This is a genomic window from Microcoleus sp. MON2_D5, from assembly GCF_036701905.1.
GTDB lineage: Bacteria > Cyanobacteriota > Cyanobacteriia > Cyanobacteriales > Microcoleaceae > Microcoleus.
Genome location: NZ_JAUBRM010000041.1, coordinates 12,633 through 35,681, shown reverse-complemented (window position 1 = coordinate 35,681; position 23,049 = coordinate 12,633). Strand labels below are relative to the sequence as shown.

Below are 23,049 nucleotides of genomic sequence, written 5' to 3'. Positions count from 1 at the left end.
CGTTAACCTCACACAAAAAGCCATGACTAATTCTTCTGTTTCTTCCACTGAAGAGCTTAACGCTGCTCTCTTAAGTCAGAATCCTTTTGCTAAACCTCCTTATCTGAATGCTAGTGATGTTTGGGACAAGGAATTATTTGATTTTGAAACAATAAATTCCCATGCTTCTGATACAGTTTTTCAGGCACTTGAGCAAATTCGTGCAGGTCAATATTCAACAACTTCAATTGCTATAACGGCTCAGGATGGAACTGGTAAAACTCACATTATTAGCCGTATCCGCCATCGCCTACAGAAGGATGGAGGAGGGTTATTTGTCTACGCTAACCAATATGGTGACATACATAAAATCAAGCAAGGCTTTCAGCGAATATTAGCCGAGAGCCTTAGTAATATTGGCAGAGAAGGGGTGACACAGTGGCAAGAACTAGCAACGGCAATGGCTAACCATGCTTTAAAGGTTACCAAAGCAAATGCTAAAGTTTTTTCTACTCAAGAATTTTTGGAAAAATTCAAGGCAAACACACTCCAAAAAGTGAAAACATGGGTGAAAAATCTAACAAAACAATTCCGGCAAGCCAAAAATATTAACGATCCAGATATTGTCAAGGCAATTTTCTGGACGCTTTCAGACGAACAATCACCTTATGCAATCAAATGGTTACAGGGTCAAGAGCTTGCTCAATACAAAGCTAATGAGTTGGAATTACCGAGCCAATGCCAATCTTTTGAGGCGGTTCTACAAATTTTAGATTTGATTAGTGAGTACAATGAACTTGTAATTTGCTTTGACGAATTAGATCAAGAAATCTACGACGATATTAGTGGCTTACACATCAGCCAGATTGTAGCTGGACTAATCAAAGATTTATTTCAAAATCTCAGCAGAGGTTTGATACTGAGCGTAATGATGCCTGCTCAATGGAGCAATAGAATAAAACAACTACCTGGTGGAGTGTACGGTAAGGTTTCTGCTCATGGAAATCCAATTGACTTAAAGTACATGGATGGGGAATCAATTTTTAACTTGGTTACATTTTGGATGAATAAATATTATCAACTGCGAAACTTAGTGTCTCTTGATCCCACCTATCCATTTACTAAAAGTCAACTTAGTGAGCTTGGTAAGGGAAGACCAACTGTCAGAGAGGTTTTAAACTGGTGCAAAGATCATTGTAAGCCTCCTATGGTGAAGCCTGATGATACCACGAAAGAGGAAAGCATTTCTAATCCCGTTGAAATTGCTTTTACCAAAGAGCTAGAGGAAGAGATTACAAATTATTTAGAAGATAATTTTGTGCTGGCGGATGCTTTATTCTTTGGGTTTCAGACATTAATTGGTCACACACTTGAAAGGGTTACAGTTCACGAAGTCACGGATAAACTTAAGAAACGTGGAGGCAAAGATGATTACATCAATTTCAAAGTAATTGGTAAAGAGGATGGAAACGATATAAGTATTGGAGTAGCAGTCCTTCAGTATGATGGTGGCCAAGCATTGGGAGCGGGATTGAAAAGGTTAAATGACTACGAAACCTTTGGTATGACTCGCGGTTGTTTGGTTCGTTCCAGAGACAAAAAAATCAGTTCACACTTAGAGCAAAAGTATCTTATACCCCTCATTAAACAGCAAGGTGGAGAGTATGTAGAACTGAAAGAAAATGAAATTAAACCGCTGTTAGCTATTCGGGCTGTTTATCAAAAACGCAAAGTAGATTACGGAGTAAGTGAGGAGCAAATATTTCAGTTTATTTTTGAGAAAGGTGCTGAGAAAATGCTTGGAGTTGATAACCCCCTGCTTAAAGAAATTCTTAGCGATCCTTCCTATCAGATGCCTACTGACATGATAGCAGATGATCCCGTAACCCTGGCGGACTTTATGATGGATGATTTATCGGAAGAAATGGAGGAGGCGTGCGACAATTTGCTTAGCGATTTTAATTGATTTTTCATAAACTATCAACTTGATATTTCGATAACAGTAAATCCATGTCGCTAGTCAACATTGACAAAGCTATACGTTTACCTGCCCCAGACGTAGAAGCTTTAATCCAAGGGCGAATGATTGCAGCAATAGTTTGGCGAACGTTTAATCCGGGAGAACAATATGCACTTTATCCAACCGATAATTCTAATATGCCCTTGATGAAACCTAAGCAAATGAGCTTGTTTTCTGAGTCAGGGCAATTAGAACTCCCACTGGTAGTTTCAGATAAAGTTTGGATCAAAGCTTGGGCTAGGTGCGAATTGTGCCAAATGGTGAATGAGGCTGAATCATTAGAAGCTTTGTCGCGGTTAACAGTCTGGAAAACAGAGGCATTACAGCAAATTCTCCAGCAGCGTCCTTTTATTTTTGTAGCTTACCTACGGGTTTATTTGCTACCTCAGCCGCTAGAAATGTCTGTCCATCCCAGCGGCAATTTTGTACCTTTGCCAAAGTCTCTAAATGTTACTGATTCTTCACCTGTGTTGAGCGAGTCTATCTTTGCTAAACGCCGTCAAAAGCTGGAAAAACTAGAGCCGCCAGAACATCCAGAATTGGAAGAGTTGCAAAGTACGATCGCCCTTTTATCCACTACTAACCCAAACGCCAAACAACTAGATGCAGAAATCAAAATATTTCTCGGTTGGTCAGAAAATTCACCAACAGCCAAACCCGATCCTGATTTAGATTGGATTAAAACAATTGCACAAATTGGCAACTCTAGCGACGGTAATGGCTTTGAAAAGTTAGTCCGCAAAAGTTTTGTCAAGCTAGGTTTTGCCAATTCTAACACTAATCCGAAAGCTAGTCTCAATCCAGAATCAACAGGCGGCGCTGGTGGTTTGGACTTTTATTGCGAGACTCCCTATCCAGTAGCGGGAGAGTGCAAAGCTAGCAAACATGAAAGTGTACCTAATAGTGTAACGGCTCAACTAATTCATTTAGGTTTGACTCACTTGGGTCAAGATAAGTTCGATCGATCGGTTAAAATTATTTTGGCGGCTGGGCCTTTAACTAATCCAGCTAATCAAGCAGCTATTGGTAGTAAAATGAATGTAATTCGCCCGGAAACATTGCAAAAATTAGTTGAATTGAAAGCTAAGCAACCAGGTTCGATCGATTTATTACAGTTAAAACCTTGTTTGGAACAACAGCCGTTTGGTGAGGAAGCCGATGCTAAGGTTAATCGCTATATTGACGATGTGCGGGAAAAGCTTAAAGTGCGATCGCAAATCATACAAGCAGTGAAACAACTTTGCTCAGATAGCGACTTTCCAACGGTTGTTGAGATTAAAGTTCAATACAATGCTAGATTTGCCGCCACTGATTCTAAGCTGACAAACGAATCAGTAAAGGATTTGACTATAGAACTTTCTTCACCGCTGACTGGTTACTTAGGGCGAATTAAAGGAGAAAATGGGCAAAGCGAGCGCTTTTATTTCCTGCGCGACTTGCCGCTAGATGATTGAGATACGTCAAGGGCGGTTCCCTACGGGATAGCTTCGCCGCGCGTACTTTATCCAATTTCCTACACAGCATCAGGATCTACGCCCAACTCCCGTAACCTCGCCGCCAATCTTTCAGCTTTCTGCAATTGAGCTTGTTCTGCCTTAATTAACCCTTCCACCAATGGCGGATCTAAAATTTCATTGACTGATAATCTCAGATTGGGAAATACTACAGATTCCATTTCCTCACCAGGCACGAAATCTGTATATGTGTAACCATCTTCACCTTCAATTAATGCAAAAAGCCGGATTTTTTGCTTACCCGTTTTAGGGTCAACAATGCAATACTCAGGCACATTCGCTAATTCGTATTCTCCGCGTTTAATTACGTAATCTTCGCGGCGATTTTCGCTGACGACTTCTACCACTAACAGCGGCTTTTCATCAAATTCGAGGATACCTGCACCTGGTCTAGCAGCAGCTTGTTCCAAAAGACTTTGAGTGCAGACAACTACATCGGGAATCCGAGATTTATCTTCATCGGTTCTCACTCCCAAGCCAGTTTTTACTACTAAGTCGAGATTGTGAGCGGCTAGGTAACGCTGCAACTGGTAAACTAAATATTCGCAAATTTTGATGTGTAAAACTGTGGCTGTTGGCATCGGGATTAATTTGCCTTTGTACAGCTCATATTTCACATCAGATTCTCCTTGATAAATTCGGTATTCTTCAAAAGTTAATGTGGGCGAAGTATCGAACTCTTTTTCTGCGACTGCTGGCACAATAGATTGAGACATATATTTTTACCTATCTCTATAGTTTGCTATTATACTCAATTGTAATTTTAACACTCAAGACATCGATTACCAAAAGATCGATCGCCCTTATTGACTTTCCAATAAGCACAGGCCGCAATAGTTTTAATATTTTTCAAAATACAAATTAAATATTTGGTTCAGTTTACCATTTGGGCGATCGCCTCAACAAGGCTGTAGCTGCCTCACTGTCGAGAGGTTTAGAGAAAAAGTACCCCTGACCGTACTCGCAGCCGATCGCCCGCATTTGAGCCAATTGGGTGGCGGTTTCGACCCCTTCTGCTACTACCTCCATCCCCAAACTGCGGGCCAGCATGACGATCGCCCGCACGATTTCCAAATTTTCGCCCCTTTCCCCGATGCGGGTAACAAAAGAGCGATCGACCTTCAAAATATTAATCGGGAATTTGTGCAAATAACTCAGAGACGAATAACCAGTGCCGAAATCATCAATACACAGCCCGATACCCAAGTCTCTCAAATGCGAAAGCATCGCCGCCGCCGCTTCTCCATCTTCCATCACCACACTCTCAGTAATCTCCAACTTCAAACAGCGAGCGTCAACACCTGTTTCCAGCAAAACTTGCTTAATTTGCTCGATCGACTCGGGTTCCGCAAACTGCCTCCCGGAAAGATTTACTGCGACTGTCAGCGGCAAATTTCCCACAGATAAATTCAAACTCTGCCACTTAATAATTTGGCGACAGCTTTCGTTCAAAACCCACAAACCCAAAGGCGTAATTAACCCTGTTTCCTCCGCCATCGCAATAAATTCCATCGGGGAAACTAAACCCCTTTCCGGGTGCAGCCAGCGCACCAGCGCCTCAAATCCGATAACCGATCCGCTTTTTAAACAAACGATCGGCTGATAATAAACAGTAAAAGGACATTCCAATTTTAAAGTAGTCAATTGCGACTTCGGACGATCCAATCTGCGATCGATTTCACTCATCGGCGAGTTTTCCGCCGCCGTCCCACAGGCGAAATTTACTATGGGATATTTGAAATTTAGTTCTTCAACCGACTCGCGCAAATCGTGTTCCAAGTGCATCAAAGCCACAGCCCGAGTGTGCATCGCACTGGTAAAAACTTCGTAGCGAGCTTTACCGAGAGCTTTGGCCCGGTACATCGCAATATCAGCATCGCGCAAAATATCTCCCGGCCACTGATATTTGTCGGTACTCAAAGCAATGCCGATGCTAGCAGTAATTAAAACTTTATTACCTTCCAAATAAAGCGGTCGTTCGATCGTTTTGAGAATTTCCTTTGCTTGGGCGATCGCCTCATCAACACCGTGAATTTCATCCAGCAAAATCACAAACTCATCTCCTCCCAGACGAGCCACCGTATCCCCCGGCCGCAAACAAGTCAAGAGACGGCGAGCCACAGCCACCAACAGCCGATCGCCCGTGCGGTGTCCCTGACTGTCATTAATCACCTTAAACCTGTCCAAATCCAGAAACAGCACCGCAAACTGATAGCTCGGATGCCGTTGGGCGCGGGCAAAAGCTTGCCCCAACCTGTCAGTCAACAAAGCACGGTTCGGCAACTCTGTCAGCGCATCGTGCAAAGCATCGTGCAACAATTGTTCTTCAGCCATCTTGCGCTCAGTCACGTCGTGACAGTTGACCACAATTCCACGCACCGAAGGTTCGTTGAGCAAATTCGTCGCCACCGCTTCCAACACGCACCAGGAACCATCCTTGTGCTGCACTCGGTATTCCGCCATTCCCTGGCTAACTCTCGGCATTTGCATGACACCTTTGAACACTTGATCCACTATCAGCAATTCGTCAGGGTGAATCAAGTCAAATATAGATCGGCCCAAGACTTCCGCCGTCGGGTAGCCCAAAATCCGCTCTAGGGAAGGAGATACATAGCGGCAAAAGCCTTTCTCGTCGAGAATCACAATAATGTCTCTAGCATTTTCAATCAACGATCGAAAGCGCTTCTCGCTTTGCCGCAGCTCTTGTTCCGTGCGCTTTTGGTCGGTAATATCGGTATTCATGTAAATCAGACCGACAATTTTCCCCGTGCGGTCTTTAATAGCATCGGCCCGCAGCAACACTTGCAAAGTTTTACCGCTTTTAGTGCGCTTGGTAATTTCACCAAACCAAGAATAACCCTGGGCGATCGTGTCGAGTACCTCCCTGGCGACTGCGGGGTCAGCAAAAACGGCCGATATACCTCCGGCTAGTTTACATTCCTCTGCCGTGTCCCATTCAAATAGCTGAGAAAACGCTTGATTTTGATAAATGTGAGTGCCGTTCGCATCGCTGATGCCGATCGCGTCACTCGAACTTTCCACCGCCTTGCGAGTCAGCACCAGAGCTTCTTCTGCCCGCTTGCGCTCGGTAATGTCAATCCCTACCAGACAAGCTGCTTTGCCGCGATCGTACTTTTGAGCCACAATCAAATAGTATCCCTCCGACTCTCCCCCGTCGGTTTGTAGCTTAACGTTGAGTTCTTTAACCGCTTCCGTAGCGTCGCCGGCAAAAAACTCCACCACAAAAGAGTTAAAATCCGAGCTAGCGCCCAGAAAACCAATATCTTGACCGACAAAAGCCGACGGCCGCAAACCATGCAGTTTGGCTAAGTGCTGGTTAACCCCCAAATATCGCAAATCCGAGCTAATCCAAGATACTGTTCCCGGAACTGCTTCCAAAATCGTTTGCAGTTGGTCGTTAGCTTGCTGCAATGCTTGCTGCACTTCACAGAGTGGTTCCGACAAGTCAGATTGAACTCCTACGAAGTGAGTCAAATTAGCGTTGTCGTCTCGCACGGGAGATAGCGATAATTTGGCCCAAAAAGGAGTGCCGTCTTTGCGATAATTTTTGATTGGTGTCTGGATTTCTAGACCTTGGCGCAAGGCGTCGCGGATCTTAGCTACAGTAGTTCGATCGGTATCCGGGCCTTGCAAAAATCGGCAATTACGCCCCAAGATTTCACGCGCGCAGTAACCTGTCATCCGTTCAAAGGCCGGATTGCAATAAATTATCGGACAGTCGGGTGCATTGGCGTCAGCAATCACAATGCCGCTGCTAGTAGCAGCCAAAGCTCGATCGCGCAGCCACAGGGCTTCTGACGCAGTATGGCGATCGCCTACACCCCCCACTCCACCTAAATTAGAAATTGACTGGTTCTCCCGATCTCCCATCAGCCGAACTTTCAAGCAAACCTTTACAATTTCCGAATTGTTTCTTACTCTAACGTTTTTCACGACTCGCGCAACGTAAATTGTATCTCCGCATTTAAGTAAGCGGGATTTCACCTTAGTGGTTAGTTGTATTTTCTACCCTTGCTGTTGGGCATTTAAAAAAGCACGTCTTTACTTCCGCAGTGCAAAACCCTCAATTCTTCTCCCCCTCAGACTCTCTCCCCCTCAGACTCTCTCCCCACGCCCTGGCAATCACGATCCGCAGCAGCTTATTTAGCAGGAGTTGCAGCTTGAGAACTCGGAGGCGCAATATTAATTAATGGCAAAGTTCCGCCTCCTCCCATTACTGTCGGAAACTGGCCGTCCCATTTTTCAATTGCTTGCTGCTGCAAAATTTCGGCTGTTAAAGTTTGTCGCTGCAAGCGTTGAGCTTCTGCCTGACCTTTAGCGCGGTTTATTTGGGCTTGAGCGTCTTGGGTTGCTTTTTTAACTGTAAATTCTGCCTGTTTAGCTTCTTGTTCTGCTATTTGTTTAGCTTCGATGGCTTTGCTAAATTCTGGAGAAAAGCCAAAATTTATTAACGAAACATCTCTGACAATGACCCCGTAAGGTTCCAAGCGCTTTTTGAGGCTGTTGTCTATTTCGTTTTTTAGTTCCGTGCGCTTAGTAATAATTTCTTCTGCGGTTTTTTTAGAAGTTGCTGCTTTGAGAACTTCAGAAATTGCCGGACTCAGAATGCTGGTAACAATTTGTTCTTCGTCTCCCACTTGTTGGAAAACTTGATTTACTTTTGCAGGGTCAACATTCCAGTTGACTGCCAAATCTGTAGTAATGCTTTGCAAATCTTTGGATGCTGCATCTGCTTTCAAATCTGTTTTTTGTACCCGCACGCTGATAGTTTTTACAGAGGTGACGATCGGTAAAACCGGGTGGATGCCTTCATCTAAGATCGCGTCTTGAACTTTGCCGAAGCGCATCATGACGCCGCGTTCCCCTGCGCCGACGAGGGCAAAAGGTCTTAAAATTAAGGCGGCGATGATGAAGACGATGCCACCGACGATGTAGAGAGCTAGGTTGTACTGAACACTTTGCATGGTTTTCATATGTTGATTCACCTATGTTGTGTTACTTGATGTTAGTTTTCTATTCGATCTTATCTAAGATTATAACTTCATGTTAAGCGTGCAACAACTCATAAATTCATTGATTTTTTTTCATAAAAGTCATATAGTTGCGAGGGTCTGGGAACCTCTTAGCTCGATGAGCGGGGATGAACAATGGCACTTGTAGCTTGGTAAGATTATTGATGAATAAATGTTTCAATCATCTTGACAAAGAGGAGTTTTTTAGATAAGGCAGAAGTAAATAGATAGCTCGATCGCTCTGCGACAAGGGATAAAAGGGCGATCGGAAAGAGCAAGCTTTCTAGAAAGCTAGAAAATCAGGATCGAAAAGGTATTTTTTATAAATTTTGAGTAGAAGATTGGAGGTGCTTGCCGCTAAAACCTTTGGGGGTTGGTTCAAGCACAAGCGAAAGATAGAATTTCACTCTCCGACGCACAGACTCTATTTGTAGAATTGGCATCGGCCCGCCTTGCTCAACCCACCTGAGTAGAAAAAAAGATTCCTTGGGCAAGTTAGGAATTTATAGCTACAAACGATAAAAATCTGAGTTTAAAAATGCCCGAAAATCAGTTAAGCTTAGATGAGAACGGTTGAAGAAAAATCAAAATGTTGCAGCGACACCCTTGGCCGCAGACAGTTGAAGAGGCGATCGCCATTCAAGAACAGCTTCGGTCAGAGGTAATTACCGCCAATCAACTGGACACAGTTCAGTACGTCGCAGGCGTAGATGTCGGCTACGACAGTGCAAACGATGTATCGCGGGCCGCTGTAACAGTTCTGAGCTTTCCCGACTTACAGTTGCAGCAGCAAGCTGTGGTTCGCAGTCCTACAACTTTTCCTTATATTCCGGGTTTCCTGTCTTTTCGAGAAGTGCCTGCAGTTCTCGAAGCTTTGGAAAATATCAGTTTGAAACCAGACTTGATATTGTGCGACGGTCAAGGACTAGCCCACCCCCGCAGGTTCGGTCTTGCCTGCCATTTGGGGGTTTTGACAGGGATTGCCACGATCGGCGTTGCCAAAAATCGATTTATTGGAGAACATTCAGAAGTCGGACTCGACCGGGGCAGTTGGGAACCCTTGCTGTTGGAGGGATCGACGGTAGGAGCAGCGCTGAGGACGCAAACAGGGGTAAAACCGATTTATGTTTCGATAGGTCATAAGGTAAACTTGATAAGTGCGATCGAGTACGTCCTGCGCTGCGCCCCAAAATATCGCTTACCAGAAACAACTCGATCGGCAGACCAACTAACATCGGGATAAGTGGCAAGAGCCGAAGGCATCAAAAAAAAAGTAAAAAGACCAAAAAAGCATCCGTCTTTGGACTTTTAATTTTTGAGGTGGCGCCGCCCGAGTCAAAAAATCCTCTGAGTCTACTGCCAATCAGCTTTCGCTTCCATCCTTCCAGCGAACTAAAGAATGACTATACCTGAGAAAGAGGTATAAAAGTTGGGGAGGTTTATAGAATGATTGAAAGACAGTAACCAGCTTAAAACATTGGCGGCTCTAACTATAGTGCCCGGGCGTGAACTATTTTTAGTTCACATTTGTAAATTATGAAAGAGTCATCCTGCGAGTTCAACCAAAAGCTTAGATTCGTCTGATGAAGTTTCATAATTTACCGTCGGATATCTCACCACTGACTGGGAGTAACCACGACAGTGGGAGGCGAAGGCGCGATCGAGCTAAAAAATCAGAAACAAACAAGGAGACAGTCATGGCTGAGAAAAGCAAACGCGGATTCGCTTCTATGGATGCAGAAAAACAGCGCGCAATTGCTAGCAAGGGCGGAAAAGCTGCACACGAGAAAGGAACTGCACACGAATTCACCCCTGAAGAAGCCAGACAAGCTGGTCAAAAAGGTGGGGAAGCTGTCAGCAGAAATCGCGAACACATGGCTCAAATTGGTCGCGAAGGCGGTCGGAAAAGCCGCAAGAGCGAAGCTTAAGTCTCTCAAGGCTGGCCCTGTAATGAAAGATTGCACAGTTGCAGCGTGAGAGATAGCACTAGGACAGTGAACGTTTGAGGAGGTGGGGCGATCGAAGTTACCAAGGTAGTTCGATCGCCCAACCTCCAAAATTTGTAACTAGCGCCCCACAGCTTTGCAAATTTGAAAACCCCACAGCAATTAGTTTTTAGCAATCGCTGGCAAATCTTTAACGGCAATTTTTTAACAAAGCTGCACAGGGGTCCATAATTTTGCGGGAAAGAAAAGCTGGCAAGCGCGATTCAGTCTCTCAAAAAAAGCCAATACGAACACTAAAAGCCCCGAACTCAGGGCTTTTTTGTTTAGCTGCAGATAATATTTTCAGAACTTCGATCGAGTCGGCGTCAATAATTCTAATTAAGTTTTTTGGTGAGGAAGTCCGTCCTCAAAATAAATCAGCTAATATTTTTTTATATTTTTGAGTTAACTATAAAATCATGACAAACCAGCTAACTTTAGCATGGACAGAAGCTGGGGTGCGTCAAACTCAGACAATTGAAAACGGACAGCCGAGCAAAAGTCCGGGAACCGTGAGACTAGGGCGCGATCCGGCGAAGTGCGATATAGTATTTTCGCATCCCAGCGTATCGGGGCTGCACGTTGAAATATTTTTTAATCAGGAATTGCAGGAGTATGCAGTGCGGAATTTGCGGGAAAGCAATCCGCCGCTGGTAGACGGACAAATTCTCGTCCGAGGCGAAGCAAAATTGAACTCGGGAAGTCACATCCATTTAGGGCAAGTGCAAATCGAGGTGGTGAATGTGACGGAGGTGCAGGTAGCCGCGCCGCAGACAGTTTTGCTGTCTGGGCCTCCCGCACCTGGTAACTTTCAGCCGACGGGGCCTTCAAAATACGGTTTGCAGTGTCCCAAATGCAGCCGAATTTCGCCTTACGCGCAGTTGAATGCGGGGTGTCCGTGGTGCGGTACTTCTTTGGCGGCGGCGGCGAGTGTGATGATCTCTCCGTGAGAGTTTGAAAAAGGGAAAATCGGGCTATGCGGTAAACACTCTCAACTTCAAAAATCTTTTTTTGCAGAAAGCTCAAAGCCGACGGCTGATGTTTAAAAAATCATGAATTCTCAACCCTTGCGCCTGCGACTGACTTGGACAGATACAGCTACGGGGGATTGTCGATCCCCGATACTCGACTTACCCATCGCTTTGGGACGAATTTTTGAAGCTATGCCCCCCACAATCAACGGGGAACGAGTTTCTCGAATTGCCCTCAGCAGCAGTCAAGTTTCTCGCTTCCACGCAGTGATTGGCACCGAAGGCAACAGTATTCTACTTACTGACACGGGCAGCCGCAACGGTACTTTTGTTAACGGCATTCGCCAAACCCGCTGCGTGCTGGCAAACGGGGATATGCTGCAAGTTGGGCCCTACGCGATCGGCATTTCTTTTGCTGTGAATTCCCCTGAAACGCCGTCGGTCAATTTTCACATTTTCTTTAACCCGCAGACCAATGGGCCAGACCCCGCATTGAAGCCACAAATCGTGCAGCAGCTTCCTCAAACAGGTAGTAGGGGAGAATTTCCGCCGATCGCATTTTTGCAAGCTTCTCAAGTGTCAATGCGATCGGTCGAATCTAGGGGACTCCCTGTGACAGAAGTTGATTGGGCTGCCGTTGGCGGCGGTTTGGGCAGCTTTATTTGGGTGGATTTGCTGAGAATTTGCGGCGTGAAAATCGATCGAATTGCGGTTTTGGGCATGGAAAACCAGCCTTACGCCCGCTATCTGCGTCTGTGCCTGAATTCTCAAATTCCGCTGCGGGAACGCCTACGATCGAATTCTGACTCTTGTCCAGACAACATTTGGGGGTGGCCTCCCTATGCTTTGCGGGAAGCTTGGCAGGAATTGCTGAAAGGGCGTTTGGGGATGTCGTTGAAGTTGATGTGGCAGGTGTTTGCTGAACCGACTTTTGCCGAAACTTATACGCCTCGCGCGGGGAATGTGTTTGATTCTATTGACAGGGAAGTCGATCGAATTGGGTGGAATCAGATGTTTCGCTACGGTAGAGTGCGGGGAATTCGCAAAACAGATGACGGCAGGTACGCGATCGCTTATTCTCGATCGAATGCGGATCACCGCGACCACGCTTTTTTAATCGCCAAATACGTACACTTAGCCACCGGCTATCCCGCCATTCAATTTCTGCCCGATTTGCAAGCTTACCGCGAAAAAACCCAGGATTTTGAGTCGGTTGTCAACGCTTATGAAAGCCACGACGGCGTTTACGAAAAATTGGAGACCAGCGGCGGCAGCGTGTTAATTAGAGGCCGGGGAATTGTGGCTTCGCGGGTGGTGCAGCGAATTTACGAAGCGCGACAGCGGAACCGCAACATTCAAGTATTGCATTTGATGCGATCGCCCAAACCTCAAGGTAACAAATTTAAACTCGCTCAGCGAAGAGTCGAAAATCACTACGAATTTCAACCTTTCAACTGGCCAAAAGCTTGCTGGGGCGGGGAACTCCGCGTACTTTTGGAACAAGCCGCCCCGGAATTGCGGCCGCAGTTGCTCACCGACTGGGGCGGCACTACCACAGCCCAGCGCAGCGACTGGCGGCGGATTGTCAAAGAAGGTTTAAGTCAAGGATGGTATCAAATTACCTTCGGTGAAGTCGAGCGAGTCGAGCGCGACAGTCAAAACCGCACGGTGACGTACATTCAGGAGAAGGAACTCAAGGGGCAAATTAAGTTAGAAGCTGATTTTATTATTGATGCTACGGGTTTGGACGCTAAGGTAAAAACCAGTCCCCTGTTAAACGATTTGGTAGCTCAATACAATCTTCCCCTCAACGGTTTGGGCCGGCTGAGTGTTAACAACGATTTTGAAGTACCCGAATTGCGGAATTCTTCTGGTAGCAACACAGAAGGCCGGGTATACGCAGCAGGCGCGATTACTTTGGGAGGGCCTTACGCGCCCGTAGACAGTTTTTTGGGCTTGCAATACGCCGCCTTGCGTTCCGTTGAAAGTCTGGCCGCCAACCGAGTTGCTGGCGTGCGGAAATTGAGCGTTTGGCGATCGTTCGTGCAGTGGTTGAAGTGGATTTTAAATAAATCTCCCGACTAACTTGAAGGACGAAGTTCGGCAACAAGCAATGTACAGGATTTAATGGATTTAACTGAGATATTGCACTATTGTCAATTACTTGTTTAGGAACAGGCAAGATGCCTGTTCCACAAGAGATGAATTTTATTGTGGAACAGGCATCTTGCCTGTTAAGCGAGAATGGTGCAACATCTCAGATTTAATAGATTTAACTGAAATATTGCACTATTTCAATAGTTTTTTTACCGGCGGGCCGGATGCCTACCTCACAATAAAACTCACTATTTGTGGAACAGGCATCTTGCCTGTTCTTGAAAATGGTAAAAAAAAATGTCATATTTAACTGATTTAAACGAGGTTTCCATTCAATCTAAAATCTAAAATCTAAAATCTAAAATCGAACATCCTTCCCATTCAATCTAAAATCTAAAATCTAAAATCGCATGACTCCCACCTTATTCGGCCGTTGGCAAACTCGGTTACTGTTATTTGCCACCGTAGGCGTTTTAGTAACGCTGCCATTTTTTCTGGGTTTAATTACCTCCCAATCAGGCTCAATATTTTTCTGGATTTTAGGGTATGTAGCGATTTTTGGCATCGGCTGGGATGCTTTATATATATACATCCAGCAGTTCCGCTGGGATCGAGATTGGCCCGGCGCGTTTCAATTACTCGCTGGAATTTGGGAAGCACTTTTTGTGTTATTTTTAATCAAAATTATCGGTTTGCCGGGGATAACTGCACAAGATTTTGACTTGGGAGCTTTTGCTTTGCATTATAGTTTAGTGTGGCTGGCTATTTATCTGGCATCCCAAACACTGATGCGGATTTTGTTTCCCCACTGGCGTTTCCGAGGGGGGCAATGGTTGTAATAATACCTGTAGCGGCGGTTTTTACCAACAATAATCGCCTCAAATCCGCCCGGTCATTCTATAATATATGGGCAGGTTTAGCTAAAAATCTCCGAAACTCACAGAGTAGTTTTCGCTCAAAACCCACCCCTGCCATTCTACCAATTACCAATTACCAATTGCCCCCCGTGCACCTAATTCAACAGAAAACCGCTATATTCTCATTTTTTTCAGGTTCAGGCTTCCTGGATTTGGGTTTTGAATCGCTTGGTTTTAATATAGTTTATGTAAATGAAATTTTCTCGCCATTCATCCAAGCATACCGTCACTCTCGCCAGTGTCTAAATTTACCACAGCCACAATATGGACACTGCGAAGGAGAGGAAGCAGATGTAACTCGACTTGTAGAGGGAAAACCAGCACTTCATTTGCGGGAATTGATGCAAGATGCTCGCAAGAAACACGATCTTATTGGATTTATTGCGGGTCCGCCTTGTCCTGACTTTTCTATTGGTGGCAAAAACCGAGGTGGGGAAGGAGATAAAGGCAAACTTTCTGCTTCCTACATTGAATTGATTTGCCAACAGCAGCCGGATTTCTTTTTGTTTGAAAACGTCAAAGGTTTGTGGAGAACCAAACAACATAAAATTTTTTATGACGCACTCAAAAACCAGTTGGCTCAGTCTGGATACGTATTTGTGGAACGTTTAATTAATGCGATTGAATACGGTGTGCCACAAGATAGAGACAGGATTATCTTAATCGGTTTCCGAAAAAATGTTGTCAAAGATATGGGCATTTCTTTAGATGAAAACAGCGAAATGTTACCTGAAGGTATATTTCCTTGGTCAAGTGAAATTTTATATCCCAAGTCAGAAGTTTTTTCTAATCCTTGGCCCGATACTGATGCGTTTGCCTGCGATGGTTTATTGCCTTGCCCTGATGGCATTCCCAAAGAGTTAACAGTACAGTTTTGGTTCCAAAAAAATGACGTTGCAAACCATCCTAATGCGGAACATTATTTTCAACCAAGAGCGGGGATTAAAAGGTTTGCTGCTGTTGATGAGGGAGATGATTCTAAAAAATCTTACAAGCGTTTGCACAGGTGGCGTTATTCCCCGACTGCTTGTTACGGCAACAATGAAGTTCACTTGCACCCTTACAAAGTTCGCAGGCTTTCTGTTGCAGAAACACTGGCCGTTCAGTCACTGCCAAAAGAATTTGCGCTGCCAGAAAATATGACATTAAGCAATATGTTTAAAACAGTGGGAAATGGAGTTCCTTACTTAGCATCGAAAGGTATTGCTCAAACAATTATTAAATTTTTAGAAACAACAGAATGGCATTCGGAGTTGTCGCTGCCCATCAATAAACAGTTAGAGTTACCTTTGAAGTTTCTTGAGAAAACTTACACTTAGCTATTGTCTAATAGCAGATTCAACTAAAGGTATTAAATCGGTTTTTCTGGTGTACAGGTATGTACCATCTACAAGTTTGAAGTTTTGTTCGAGTGCTATACTATGAGGAGCAACTGCTGTGGTAAATATAGTCCTATCCGCAGAGGTTAATTCGCTGGCAACCATATAATATTGCCAATTTTGATGCAATACATACCCCATTGCTTTAATCATCGCCGCCTCGAATAAAGGTTGATATCGGCGATCGGGACGGTTTGAAGTTTTAAGAGATGCTGCCGCTTTTACTTGTTCTAATTGTAATTTTCCTTTTAAAAAGTTGTACAATGCCAAACTATCGGGATTTTTTACTTGTTGTTCTAAAAGAGGCTGAATAGATGTTGCAACCTCACTCTTACCCAGTACAACGATAATATAATCAGGACTTGGCATAAAAATATAGTCTTTAAAAGGAGCAAGTTTAGCTAGAGGTTGTCCAGATGCAAACTCAATACTTTTGAATAAACTTATAAATTTTGAAGAAGCTTCCTCGGCTCCTTCTTTTTGTGACTGTGAGTTGGGCAAAGAAAATACCGCGCTACAAGCATCATTATTTTTATTTATTTCCAATACAATTTCTGACAACAAGCTAGTTGCTATAAATTCATTCCATCTTCCCGTAGCATTGTTAAGAGCACCCACTTCAGGATTTTTTCCATACATACTGCTAAAGGCTGATCGTGTCTTATTTCTAATCCACTCAATAATTTCATTAACCGATAAATTACTATCTAACCTCTCGACTACTTCGAGAGATAAATGCCTGTATATTGCTGTACTATTAATCTGAATTTTACCACTGGTGCGTTCCGTGAACCATTCAGTATAATTAACCATTTTTTGTTCACAGCTATAAAATGTAAGTTTTTACCAAGGTGTTACGAAAACAAGCAATGGATCTCCCCGTACTCAAAAATGCAGCAGTTTCTTAAGCAAGAACGATCGTATAATGTAAAAACGGGTTGAGAATATCTCTGCTGTTGAAAACTTTACCACAACGGCAAAACCAGCCTGCACTGAAAAATTATCTTTACTGTCCATGACCGTTAAACCCCGCCGCTATCACATCACTACTTTCGGATGCCAGATGAATAAAGCCGACTCGGAACGGATGGCCGGCATTCTGGAAAATATGGGCTTTGAGTTCTCGGAAGACCCGAACGAAGCTAGCTTGATTCTCTACAATACTTGCACAATTCGCGACAATGCCGAACAAAGAGTTTATTCTAACCTCGGAAGGCAAGCTCATCGCAAACGCCAAGAACCGGGTTTAACTTTAATTGTAGCTGGATGCGTCGCGCAGCAGGAAGGTGAAGCGCTGCTGCGGAGAGTACCGGAATTAGACTTAGTAATGGGGCCGCAACACGCTAACCGACTTGAAGATTTGCTGGAACAAGTTTTTGAGGGCAATCAAGTTGTGGCGACTGAAGCTGTTGAGATTATGGAGGATATTACTAAGCCGCGCCGCGACAGCAAGGTGACTGCTTGGGTGAATGTAATTTACGGCTGCAATGAACGCTGCACTTATTGTGTTGTGCCGAATGTTCGCGGGGTTGAACAGTCGCGAATGCCAGAGGCAATTCGGGCGGAAATGGAGGATTTGGGCCGTCAAGGTTACAAGGAAGTAACTTTGTTGGGGCAAAATATTGATGCTTACGGACGCGATTTGCCGGGGACAAAACCGGACGGCAGCAACCAGCATACTTTGACGGATTTGCTTTATTTTGTGCAGGATGTGCCTGGTGTCGATCGCCTGAGATTTGCTACTAGCCACCCGCGCTATTTTACGGAAAGATTGATTAAGGCTTGTGCAGAATTACCGCAGGTTTGCGAACATTTTCATATTCCTTTTCAGTCCGGGGATAATGATATTTTGAAAGCGATGTCGCGGGGTTATACTCAGGAAAAATACCGCCGAATTATTGATACAATTCGCCATTATATGCCGGATGCTTCGATTACTGCAGATGCGATTGTCGGTTTTCCTGGGGAGACGGAAGCCCAGTTTGAGAAGACTTTGAAGTTAATCGAAGATGTTGGTTTCGATTTGGTGAATACTGCGGCTTATTCGCCTCGCCCTGGGACGCCGGCCGCTTTGTGGGAAAATCAGTTGAGTGAGGAGGTGAAAGCCGATCGCCTGCAACGAATCAATCATGTAGTCACAACAACGGCGATGGAACGATCGCAGCGCTATTTCGGACGCACTGAAGAGGTTTTGGTGGAAGTCCAGAATCTCAAAGATTCAACTCAGGTGATGGGACGCACTCGCGGCAACCGTCTCACATTTTTTAAGGGCGATATTGCTGAATTGGCGGGTAAAATTGTGCGGGTTAAAATTACAGATATTCGCGCTTTTAGTTTGACGGGAGAAATGGTGGAATAGTTTTGAGTTTTGGGTTTTGGGTTGAAGCCAAAATAATGTTTGCCAACTCAATACTCAAAACATAAAGTGTAGGGTGTTAAATCGCGACTAGATTTGTGGGAAGAAGTAATTTAACATCAGCAGCAAATTATGCTGAAAGTAATTCGCATTTTGCTGCCCACAACTCTTCTTAAAAATAAGCATGACTGGAGTATTGAGTTCCGGGAATATCTAAGTGCGCGAAAAGACGAGGAAGGAAATAAACTGTTTCAAGCCCGGGCAAGAAACCGGAATCGAATGCGGAGGGAAATGATGCAATTTTCGATTAAATGTGGCTGTTTGCTGTGGATTCTGGGGACGGTTTAACTGAAAATGGCCGGGGGGGTAATTGAGGCTTTTCACAGGCGGGAGGGGGATTTTAACCGCAGAGAGCGCAGAGGAGAGAGAGGAAGAGTGGAACAGAGGAGATAAATAGTCTTAAAGCGGTTCGTCTCTGCGTTAGCTGCGCTAACTGCGTGTATATTTGTCGAAAAGTCCTAGGAGTGGTGAAAAATGACAACGATGCGGATCGGGCTATTGTTCGGGGGGCGATCGGGCGAACACGAAGTCTCAATTAGTTCGGCGCGGGCGATCGCCCGTGCCCTCGCTGCTGAGGAAAATGCCTCTAAATACGAAGTTCTGCCCTTTTACATCCAAAAAAACGGTCGCTGGCTGTCGGGAACATTACCTCAACAAGTCTTAGCCAGCGGAAAACCTCTGGAAATAGAGGAACAAGCAGGACAAAACGACTTTCCCGCTGGACAGTTTCCTAATTTTAATGCCGTAGAGGTTTGGTTCCCTGTTTTGCACGGGCCAAACGGCGAAGATGGTACGGTGCAAGGATTGCTGAAATTAATGCAAGTTCCTTTTGTCGGTTCCGGGGTTTTAGGTTCGGCGCTGGGAATGGATAAAATTGCCATGAAAATGGCTTTTGCTCAGGCTGGTTTGCCACAGGTAAAATACATCGCTGTCAACCGTTCAGAAATCTGGTCTAATCCTTGCGTTTTCCCCAAACTGTGCGACAAAATAGAAGCTGATTTGGGCTATCCTTGCTTTGTAAAACCCGCTAATTTGGGATCCTCAGTGGGAATTTCTAAAGCTCGATCGCGCGCTGAATTAGAAGCAGCTCTCGACAGCGCCGCCAGCTACGACAGGCGGATAATTGTCGAAGCGGGTGTGGTTGCGAGAGAATTAGAATGTGCAGTTTTGGGTAACGACAACCCCCAAGCTTCAACGGTGGGAGAAATTACTTTCCAAAGCGATTTCTACGACTACGAAACTAAATATACCCAGGGACAAGCCGACTGCTCAATCCCGGCAAAAGTCAGCGGTGCGATCGTCTCCCAAATCCAAGAAATGGCAGTGCAAGCATTTTTGGCTATAGACGCGGCAGGTTTAGCGCGAGTAGACTTTTTCTACATTGAATCAACCGGAGAAGTTATGATTAACGAAATCAACACTTTTCCCGGCTTTACAGCTACCAGTATGTATCCGCAAATGTGGGCAGCGGACGGCATTTCTTTCCCGGAATTAGTAGACCGTTTAATTCAATTAGCTCTCGAAAGGCACGGGGAAAAAGGTTGAATCGTGCGCTGCAAACTGCTGCCTTGCCAACAGCAACAAATATTTTTTTCGCGGGTGATATATCCATACCAGCGGAAACGATATAACATGGTTGTGGCAGGCACTGCCTGCCAGCAACCAAATTTTCGCTGCTGGTCGATCGACTGGGAATCTTCAGCAGTGGGGTATAAATTAAATGCACCCTAAAATGTTTAAGCGAGAAGGGCGAATAGCAGCGTCAATCTCACATCTTGCATCTCAAAATTTAACTCGGTTAACTTAGATGAGACGTTTCACTCAACTGCCGCAGTGGTGGACTTACGGACTGGTATTTCCCCTAGCGGTACTCAACTGCTGGTTAGCCCTCCTAGTCTTTGAATATTTTCGCGCCCTGATTACAGTTTTGGTAGTGGCTACAGTGCTGTCTTTTTTGCTAGATTATCCAGTGCGCTTTCTGCACAGATACGGCTTGAAGCGCGATCGAGCAGTTTTGTCGGTATTGTTTTTGACTTTACTGCTATTGGTGGTTTTAGGTCTGACTCTAGCCCCCATTCTGCTAAACCAAATTACTGAACTTGCCACCCGACTGCCGACTTGGATAGTTTCTGGCACAGAACAGATTGAAGCGTTCAACAAGTGGGCGGAAAATCGCAATCTCCGCATTGATGTTAGCGGTTTGACTACCAAATTGAGCGATCGACTTTCAGCTCAGTTGCAGTCTCTCACTGGCGAAATTCTCAAATTTGGCTTGGGTGCTGCAGACAGTCTGTTGAATTTCCTCCTCACAATAGTCGTGACATTCTACTTGCTCTTGCACGGCGATCGCGTCTGGGAAGGCTTGTTTAAATGGTTTCCCTCCAAGCTGAGCCTTCAATTGCGAGAGTTGCTGGCGCGAAGCTTCCACAACTACTTCGTCGGTCAAGCAACTTTGGCGGGTTTGATGGGACTGTCTATCACTGTTACTTTTTTAATTTTGCGAGTTCCCTTCGGACTTCTGTTCGGTTTGGGCGTGGGTGTAATGACTATGATTCCCTTCGGGGCACCTTTCAGTATTTGCATTGTCAGTTTGCTGATCACATTAAACAACTTTTGGCTCGGCGTCACAGTTTTAGCTGTCGCTACAGTAATTGAGCAAATAATTGAAAGCGGGGTTGCTCCTCGGTTATTAGGGGGTTTTATCGGTCTCAATCCTGTGTGGATTTTAGTCGCGCTGCTGGTGGGGGTTAAGGTGGCAGGAGTAGCAGGTTTGTTAGTTGCTGTGCCGATGGCTGGTTTTATTAAGAATACTGTTGATGTTTTGGAAATTTCGAGGAACAAGTCGAGGGAAGTCGATTCGGTTAGTTCCATTGAACCTATGGAGCAGTAAAATTCCTCCATAGGTTCAAATTTGAGATTTGAAGAGAGTTTTTGCAGGCTATTTTGACTAGGGTTTAGTTGGTACTTTAGCTTGAGGCTTTAGAGGTTTTTTACTTCCTGCTTTAGGGTGAGGCTTTCCGGTGCTTTAGCTGCTATCTTTCCTAGATGCAGGCGGGCTCAAAAACCCCGTTTCTAGGTTAAAGTCGATCGCTCACCACGAAGATTTTGCGTAGAAACCTGGCTTTTTTGAGGGCAGGATTGTTGTTGACTTCGGATATCAATCCTGTGAAAAGTTTGCGGAAAATGCGGAATATGCGACCTGGCTAGCGTAGTTTGTATTATCGCACTCAGACAGCAATTCGCCAGTGCCGACCCAGTTCGATCGCACTCAAAACCTCGATTTCACAAACAATTTGCCTGCGACTGTCCGGTTTCTGCCCCAGCTTGTAGGGTAAACCCCACCAGTCAAGCAGAGATCATCAATGCTTGAATTAAAATTAAACAACCTTAAGTTGTAATTAAATTACAGTAGGTGCTAAAAATGCAAAATCCTAATTATAACTCTCGCTCTAACTCCCACCAACTCAATACTATGTCAACCAAAAATATGCCTGCTAAAACTGTGCGTTCTCGCCATTTCTCGTTGCCGAAAAAACTGGCTTTTTTATCCCTCATTTTGCTCGGTTCCACCGCAACTGTTGGGTGCAACGCCATAACTTCTCAAGTTCCTGGAAGTTCTAACGCCATTCAAGCTGAACCTTCCACTACAGCGCCAATCTCAGCATTGCCTGCGAATATACTGCCCTCTCAAGACTCTAATTTTGTCACTAAAGTTGTCCAGGAAGTCGGTCCGGCAGTGGTGCGGATCAATTCGTCTCGCACGGTGACGAACCAAGTTCCAGATGAGATACCCGAGCAATTCCGGCGCTTCTTCGGTTCGGAATCTCCCATTCAACCGGGAAATCGAGTAGAACGGGGTTCTGGTTCGGGTTTTATTTTTGGTTCTGACGGTCGCATTTTGACTAACGCTCACGTCGTTGACCGCGCGGATACGGTGACGGTAAAACTGAAGGATGGTCGCGAATTTGTCGGCAAAGTTTTAGGCGTAGATACAGTTACTGATGTGGCTGTTGTTAAAATTGAAGCTACTAATTTGCCTGTGGTGAGTTTGGGCAAATCTGAAGAATTAGAGCCGGGAGAATGGGCGATCGCGATCGGCAATCCCCTCGGTTTGGACAATACTGTGACTGTGGGCATTATTAGCGCTACAGGCCGTTCTAGCGCCGATGTCGGTGTTCCTGACAAGCGCGTCAGCTTTATTCAAACCGACGCTGCGATCAATCCCGGCAATTCCGGCGGCCCGCTGCTGAACCAGCGCGGTCAAGTTATCGGCATGAATACGGCGATTATTCAAGGCGCTCAAGGATTGGGTTTTGCTATTCCGATCGATCGAGCACAACAAATTGCCGACCAATTAGTAACAGCAGGAAAAGCCGAACATCCTTATCTCGGCGTTCGGATGTTGAGCATTACTCCCGAAATAAAGAGAGAATTTAATCAAAATCCCAACACCAAATTGAGGCTGACTGAAGATAAAGGCGTGTTAGTTTTGGGGGTTGCGAAAAATTCTCCCGCGGCACAAGCTGGAGTTCGCCTTGCCGATGTCATCAAGAAAATCAACGGTAAAGAAGTCAGCGATGCTGGCAGCGTACAAGAAATTGTTGAGAAAAGTACCGTGGGCAGCGATCTGCAGCTTGAATTAAGCCGCGGGGGACAACCTGTCACTGTGGCGGTGAAAGCGGGTGCTTTTCCAGCGGACCAGCAGCGGTAGAATTGTTGATTGAAACTTGTCTCTTGC

General features: G+C 45.1%; 17 protein-coding genes. 13 read left to right on the top strand and 4 right to left on the bottom strand.

Translation table 11 applies throughout. The features are described 5' to 3' along the window. Positions 1-22 precede the first annotated feature (22 nt). Together QUA47_RS16625 and QUA47_RS16620 are read left to right on the top strand one after the other, a co-directional pair. Positions 23-1,945 (top strand): ATP-binding protein, encoded by a 1,923-nt coding sequence (locus tag QUA47_RS16625; RefSeq protein ID WP_333431562.1) that lies wholly within the window; start codon positions 23-25, stop codon positions 1,943-1,945. 44 nt (positions 1,946-1,989) lie between these two features. Next, positions 1,990-3,453, top strand: a complete 1,464-nt coding sequence (locus tag QUA47_RS16620) for a DUF1802 family protein (protein ID WP_333431561.1) — start codon at positions 1,990-1,992, stop codon at positions 3,451-3,453. A gap of 59 nt (positions 3,454-3,512) precedes the next feature. Here QUA47_RS16620 and QUA47_RS16615 read toward each other — a convergent pair whose 3' ends face one another. The 3 genes from QUA47_RS16615 to QUA47_RS16605 form a co-directional block, all read right to left on the bottom strand. Then, positions 3,513-4,229, bottom strand: coding sequence for a Uma2 family endonuclease (locus QUA47_RS16615; RefSeq protein ID WP_333431560.1), 717 nt, complete (start codon positions 4,227-4,229; stop codon positions 3,513-3,515). 163 nt (positions 4,230-4,392) lie between these two features. Then, complete coding sequence (locus QUA47_RS16610) at positions 4,393-7,404, bottom strand: EAL domain-containing protein (protein ID WP_333431559.1); 3,012 nt, start codon at positions 7,402-7,404, stop codon at positions 4,393-4,395. Between the two features lie 269 nt (positions 7,405-7,673). Further along, positions 7,674-8,507: a prohibitin family protein gene (locus tag QUA47_RS16605; RefSeq protein ID WP_333407316.1), complete on the bottom strand. Its 834-nt coding sequence runs from the start codon at positions 8,505-8,507 to the stop codon at positions 7,674-7,676. A 628-nt stretch (positions 8,508-9,135) separates the two neighbouring features. On the opposite strand from QUA47_RS16605, the gene nfi reads away from it, so the two are divergent. The 6 genes from nfi (at position 9,136) to QUA47_RS16575 (ending at position 15,835) form a co-directional block, all read left to right on the top strand. Continuing rightward, positions 9,136-9,789 (top strand): deoxyribonuclease V, encoded by a 654-nt coding sequence (gene nfi / locus QUA47_RS16600; protein WP_333431558.1) that lies wholly within the window; start codon positions 9,136-9,138, stop codon positions 9,787-9,789. A 340-nt stretch (positions 9,790-10,129) separates the two neighbouring features. After that, positions 10,130-10,474, top strand: a complete 345-nt coding sequence (locus QUA47_RS16595) for a KGG domain-containing protein (RefSeq protein WP_333431557.1) — start codon at positions 10,130-10,132, stop codon at positions 10,472-10,474. A 476-nt stretch (positions 10,475-10,950) separates the two neighbouring features. Further along, positions 10,951-11,481: an FHA domain-containing protein gene (locus QUA47_RS16590; protein ID WP_333285125.1), complete on the top strand. Its 531-nt coding sequence runs from the start codon at positions 10,951-10,953 to the stop codon at positions 11,479-11,481. Positions 11,482-11,583: 102 nt separating this feature from the next. Continuing rightward, positions 11,584-13,587, top strand: a complete 2,004-nt coding sequence (locus QUA47_RS16585; protein ID WP_333431556.1) for an FHA domain-containing protein — start codon at positions 11,584-11,586, stop codon at positions 13,585-13,587. Between the two features lie 422 nt (positions 13,588-14,009). Further along, entirely contained in the window at positions 14,010-14,438 is a 429-nt protein-coding gene (locus tag QUA47_RS16580; protein WP_333431555.1) for a hypothetical protein, read from the top strand. A gap of 167 nt (positions 14,439-14,605) precedes the next feature. Further along, entirely contained in the window at positions 14,606-15,835 is a 1,230-nt protein-coding gene (locus QUA47_RS16575; protein ID WP_333431554.1) for a DNA cytosine methyltransferase, read from the top strand. Here QUA47_RS16575 and QUA47_RS16570 read toward each other — a convergent pair whose 3' ends face one another. Next, positions 15,836-16,708, bottom strand: coding sequence for a Cfr10I/Bse634I family restriction endonuclease (locus QUA47_RS16570; protein ID WP_333431553.1), 873 nt, complete (start codon positions 16,706-16,708; stop codon positions 15,836-15,838). It lies immediately after the preceding gene. A gap of 202 nt (positions 16,709-16,910) precedes the next feature. Between QUA47_RS16570 and miaB the strand changes: the two genes are divergently transcribed. The 5 genes from miaB (at position 16,911) to QUA47_RS16545 (ending at position 23,022) form a co-directional block, all read left to right on the top strand. Continuing rightward, positions 16,911-18,254 (top strand): tRNA (N6-isopentenyl adenosine(37)-C2)-methylthiotransferase MiaB, encoded by a 1,344-nt coding sequence (miaB, locus tag QUA47_RS16565; RefSeq protein ID WP_333407310.1) that lies wholly within the window; start codon positions 16,911-16,913, stop codon positions 18,252-18,254. 129 nt (positions 18,255-18,383) lie between these two features. Beyond that, positions 18,384-18,599: a hypothetical protein gene (locus QUA47_RS16560; RefSeq protein WP_333431552.1), complete on the top strand. Its 216-nt coding sequence runs from the start codon at positions 18,384-18,386 to the stop codon at positions 18,597-18,599. A 186-nt stretch (positions 18,600-18,785) separates the two neighbouring features. Then, positions 18,786-19,856 carry a D-alanine--D-alanine ligase family protein gene (locus QUA47_RS16555; protein ID WP_333431551.1) on the top strand — a complete coding sequence of 357 codons (1,071 nt, stop codon included), beginning with the start codon at positions 18,786-18,788 and terminating at the stop codon, positions 19,854-19,856. 262 nt (positions 19,857-20,118) lie between these two features. Continuing rightward, the gene (locus QUA47_RS16550) at positions 20,119-21,201 is read left to right on the top strand and encodes an AI-2E family transporter (RefSeq protein WP_190659562.1); all 1,083 of its coding nucleotides are present in this window, start codon (positions 20,119-20,121) and stop codon (positions 21,199-21,201) included. Positions 21,202-21,732: 531 nt separating this feature from the next. Next, the gene (locus QUA47_RS16545; RefSeq protein ID WP_333431550.1) at positions 21,733-23,022 is read left to right on the top strand and encodes an HhoA/HhoB/HtrA family serine endopeptidase; all 1,290 of its coding nucleotides are present in this window, start codon (positions 21,733-21,735) and stop codon (positions 23,020-23,022) included. The last annotated feature ends 27 nt before the right edge of the window (positions 23,023-23,049 follow it).

Coding starts and splice junctions, on each gene's coding strand:
- QUA47_RS16625 (WP_333431562.1), top strand. CDS start 23: ATGACTAATTCTTCTGTTTCTTCCACTGAAGAGCTTAACGCTGCTCTC.
- QUA47_RS16590 (WP_333285125.1), top strand. CDS start 10,951: ATGACAAACCAGCTAACTTTAGCATGGACAGAAGCTGGGGTGCGTCAA.
- QUA47_RS16580 (WP_333431555.1), top strand. CDS start 14,010: ATGACTCCCACCTTATTCGGCCGTTGGCAAACTCGGTTACTGTTATTT.
- QUA47_RS16605 (WP_333407316.1), bottom strand. CDS start 8,507: ATGAAAACCATGCAAAGTGTTCAGTACAACCTAGCTCTCTACATCGTC.
- QUA47_RS16585 (WP_333431556.1), top strand. CDS start 11,584: ATGAATTCTCAACCCTTGCGCCTGCGACTGACTTGGACAGATACAGCT.
- QUA47_RS16560 (WP_333431552.1), top strand. CDS start 18,384: ATGCTGAAAGTAATTCGCATTTTGCTGCCCACAACTCTTCTTAAAAAT.
- miaB (WP_333407310.1), top strand. CDS start 16,911: ATGACCGTTAAACCCCGCCGCTATCACATCACTACTTTCGGATGCCAG.
- QUA47_RS16545 (WP_333431550.1), top strand. CDS start 21,733: ATGCAAAATCCTAATTATAACTCTCGCTCTAACTCCCACCAACTCAAT.
- QUA47_RS16555 (WP_333431551.1), top strand. CDS start 18,786: ATGACAACGATGCGGATCGGGCTATTGTTCGGGGGGCGATCGGGCGAA.
- QUA47_RS16550 (WP_190659562.1), top strand. CDS start 20,119: ATGAGACGTTTCACTCAACTGCCGCAGTGGTGGACTTACGGACTGGTA.
- nfi (WP_333431558.1), top strand. CDS start 9,136: ATGTTGCAGCGACACCCTTGGCCGCAGACAGTTGAAGAGGCGATCGCC.
- QUA47_RS16620 (WP_333431561.1), top strand. CDS start 1,990: ATGTCGCTAGTCAACATTGACAAAGCTATACGTTTACCTGCCCCAGAC.
- QUA47_RS16610 (WP_333431559.1), bottom strand. CDS start 7,404: ATGGGAGATCGGGAGAACCAGTCAATTTCTAATTTAGGTGGAGTGGGG.
- QUA47_RS16570 (WP_333431553.1), bottom strand. CDS start 16,708: ATGGTTAATTATACTGAATGGTTCACGGAACGCACCAGTGGTAAAATT.
- QUA47_RS16615 (WP_333431560.1), bottom strand. CDS start 4,229: ATGTCTCAATCTATTGTGCCAGCAGTCGCAGAAAAAGAGTTCGATACT.
- QUA47_RS16595 (WP_333431557.1), top strand. CDS start 10,130: ATGAAGTTTCATAATTTACCGTCGGATATCTCACCACTGACTGGGAGT.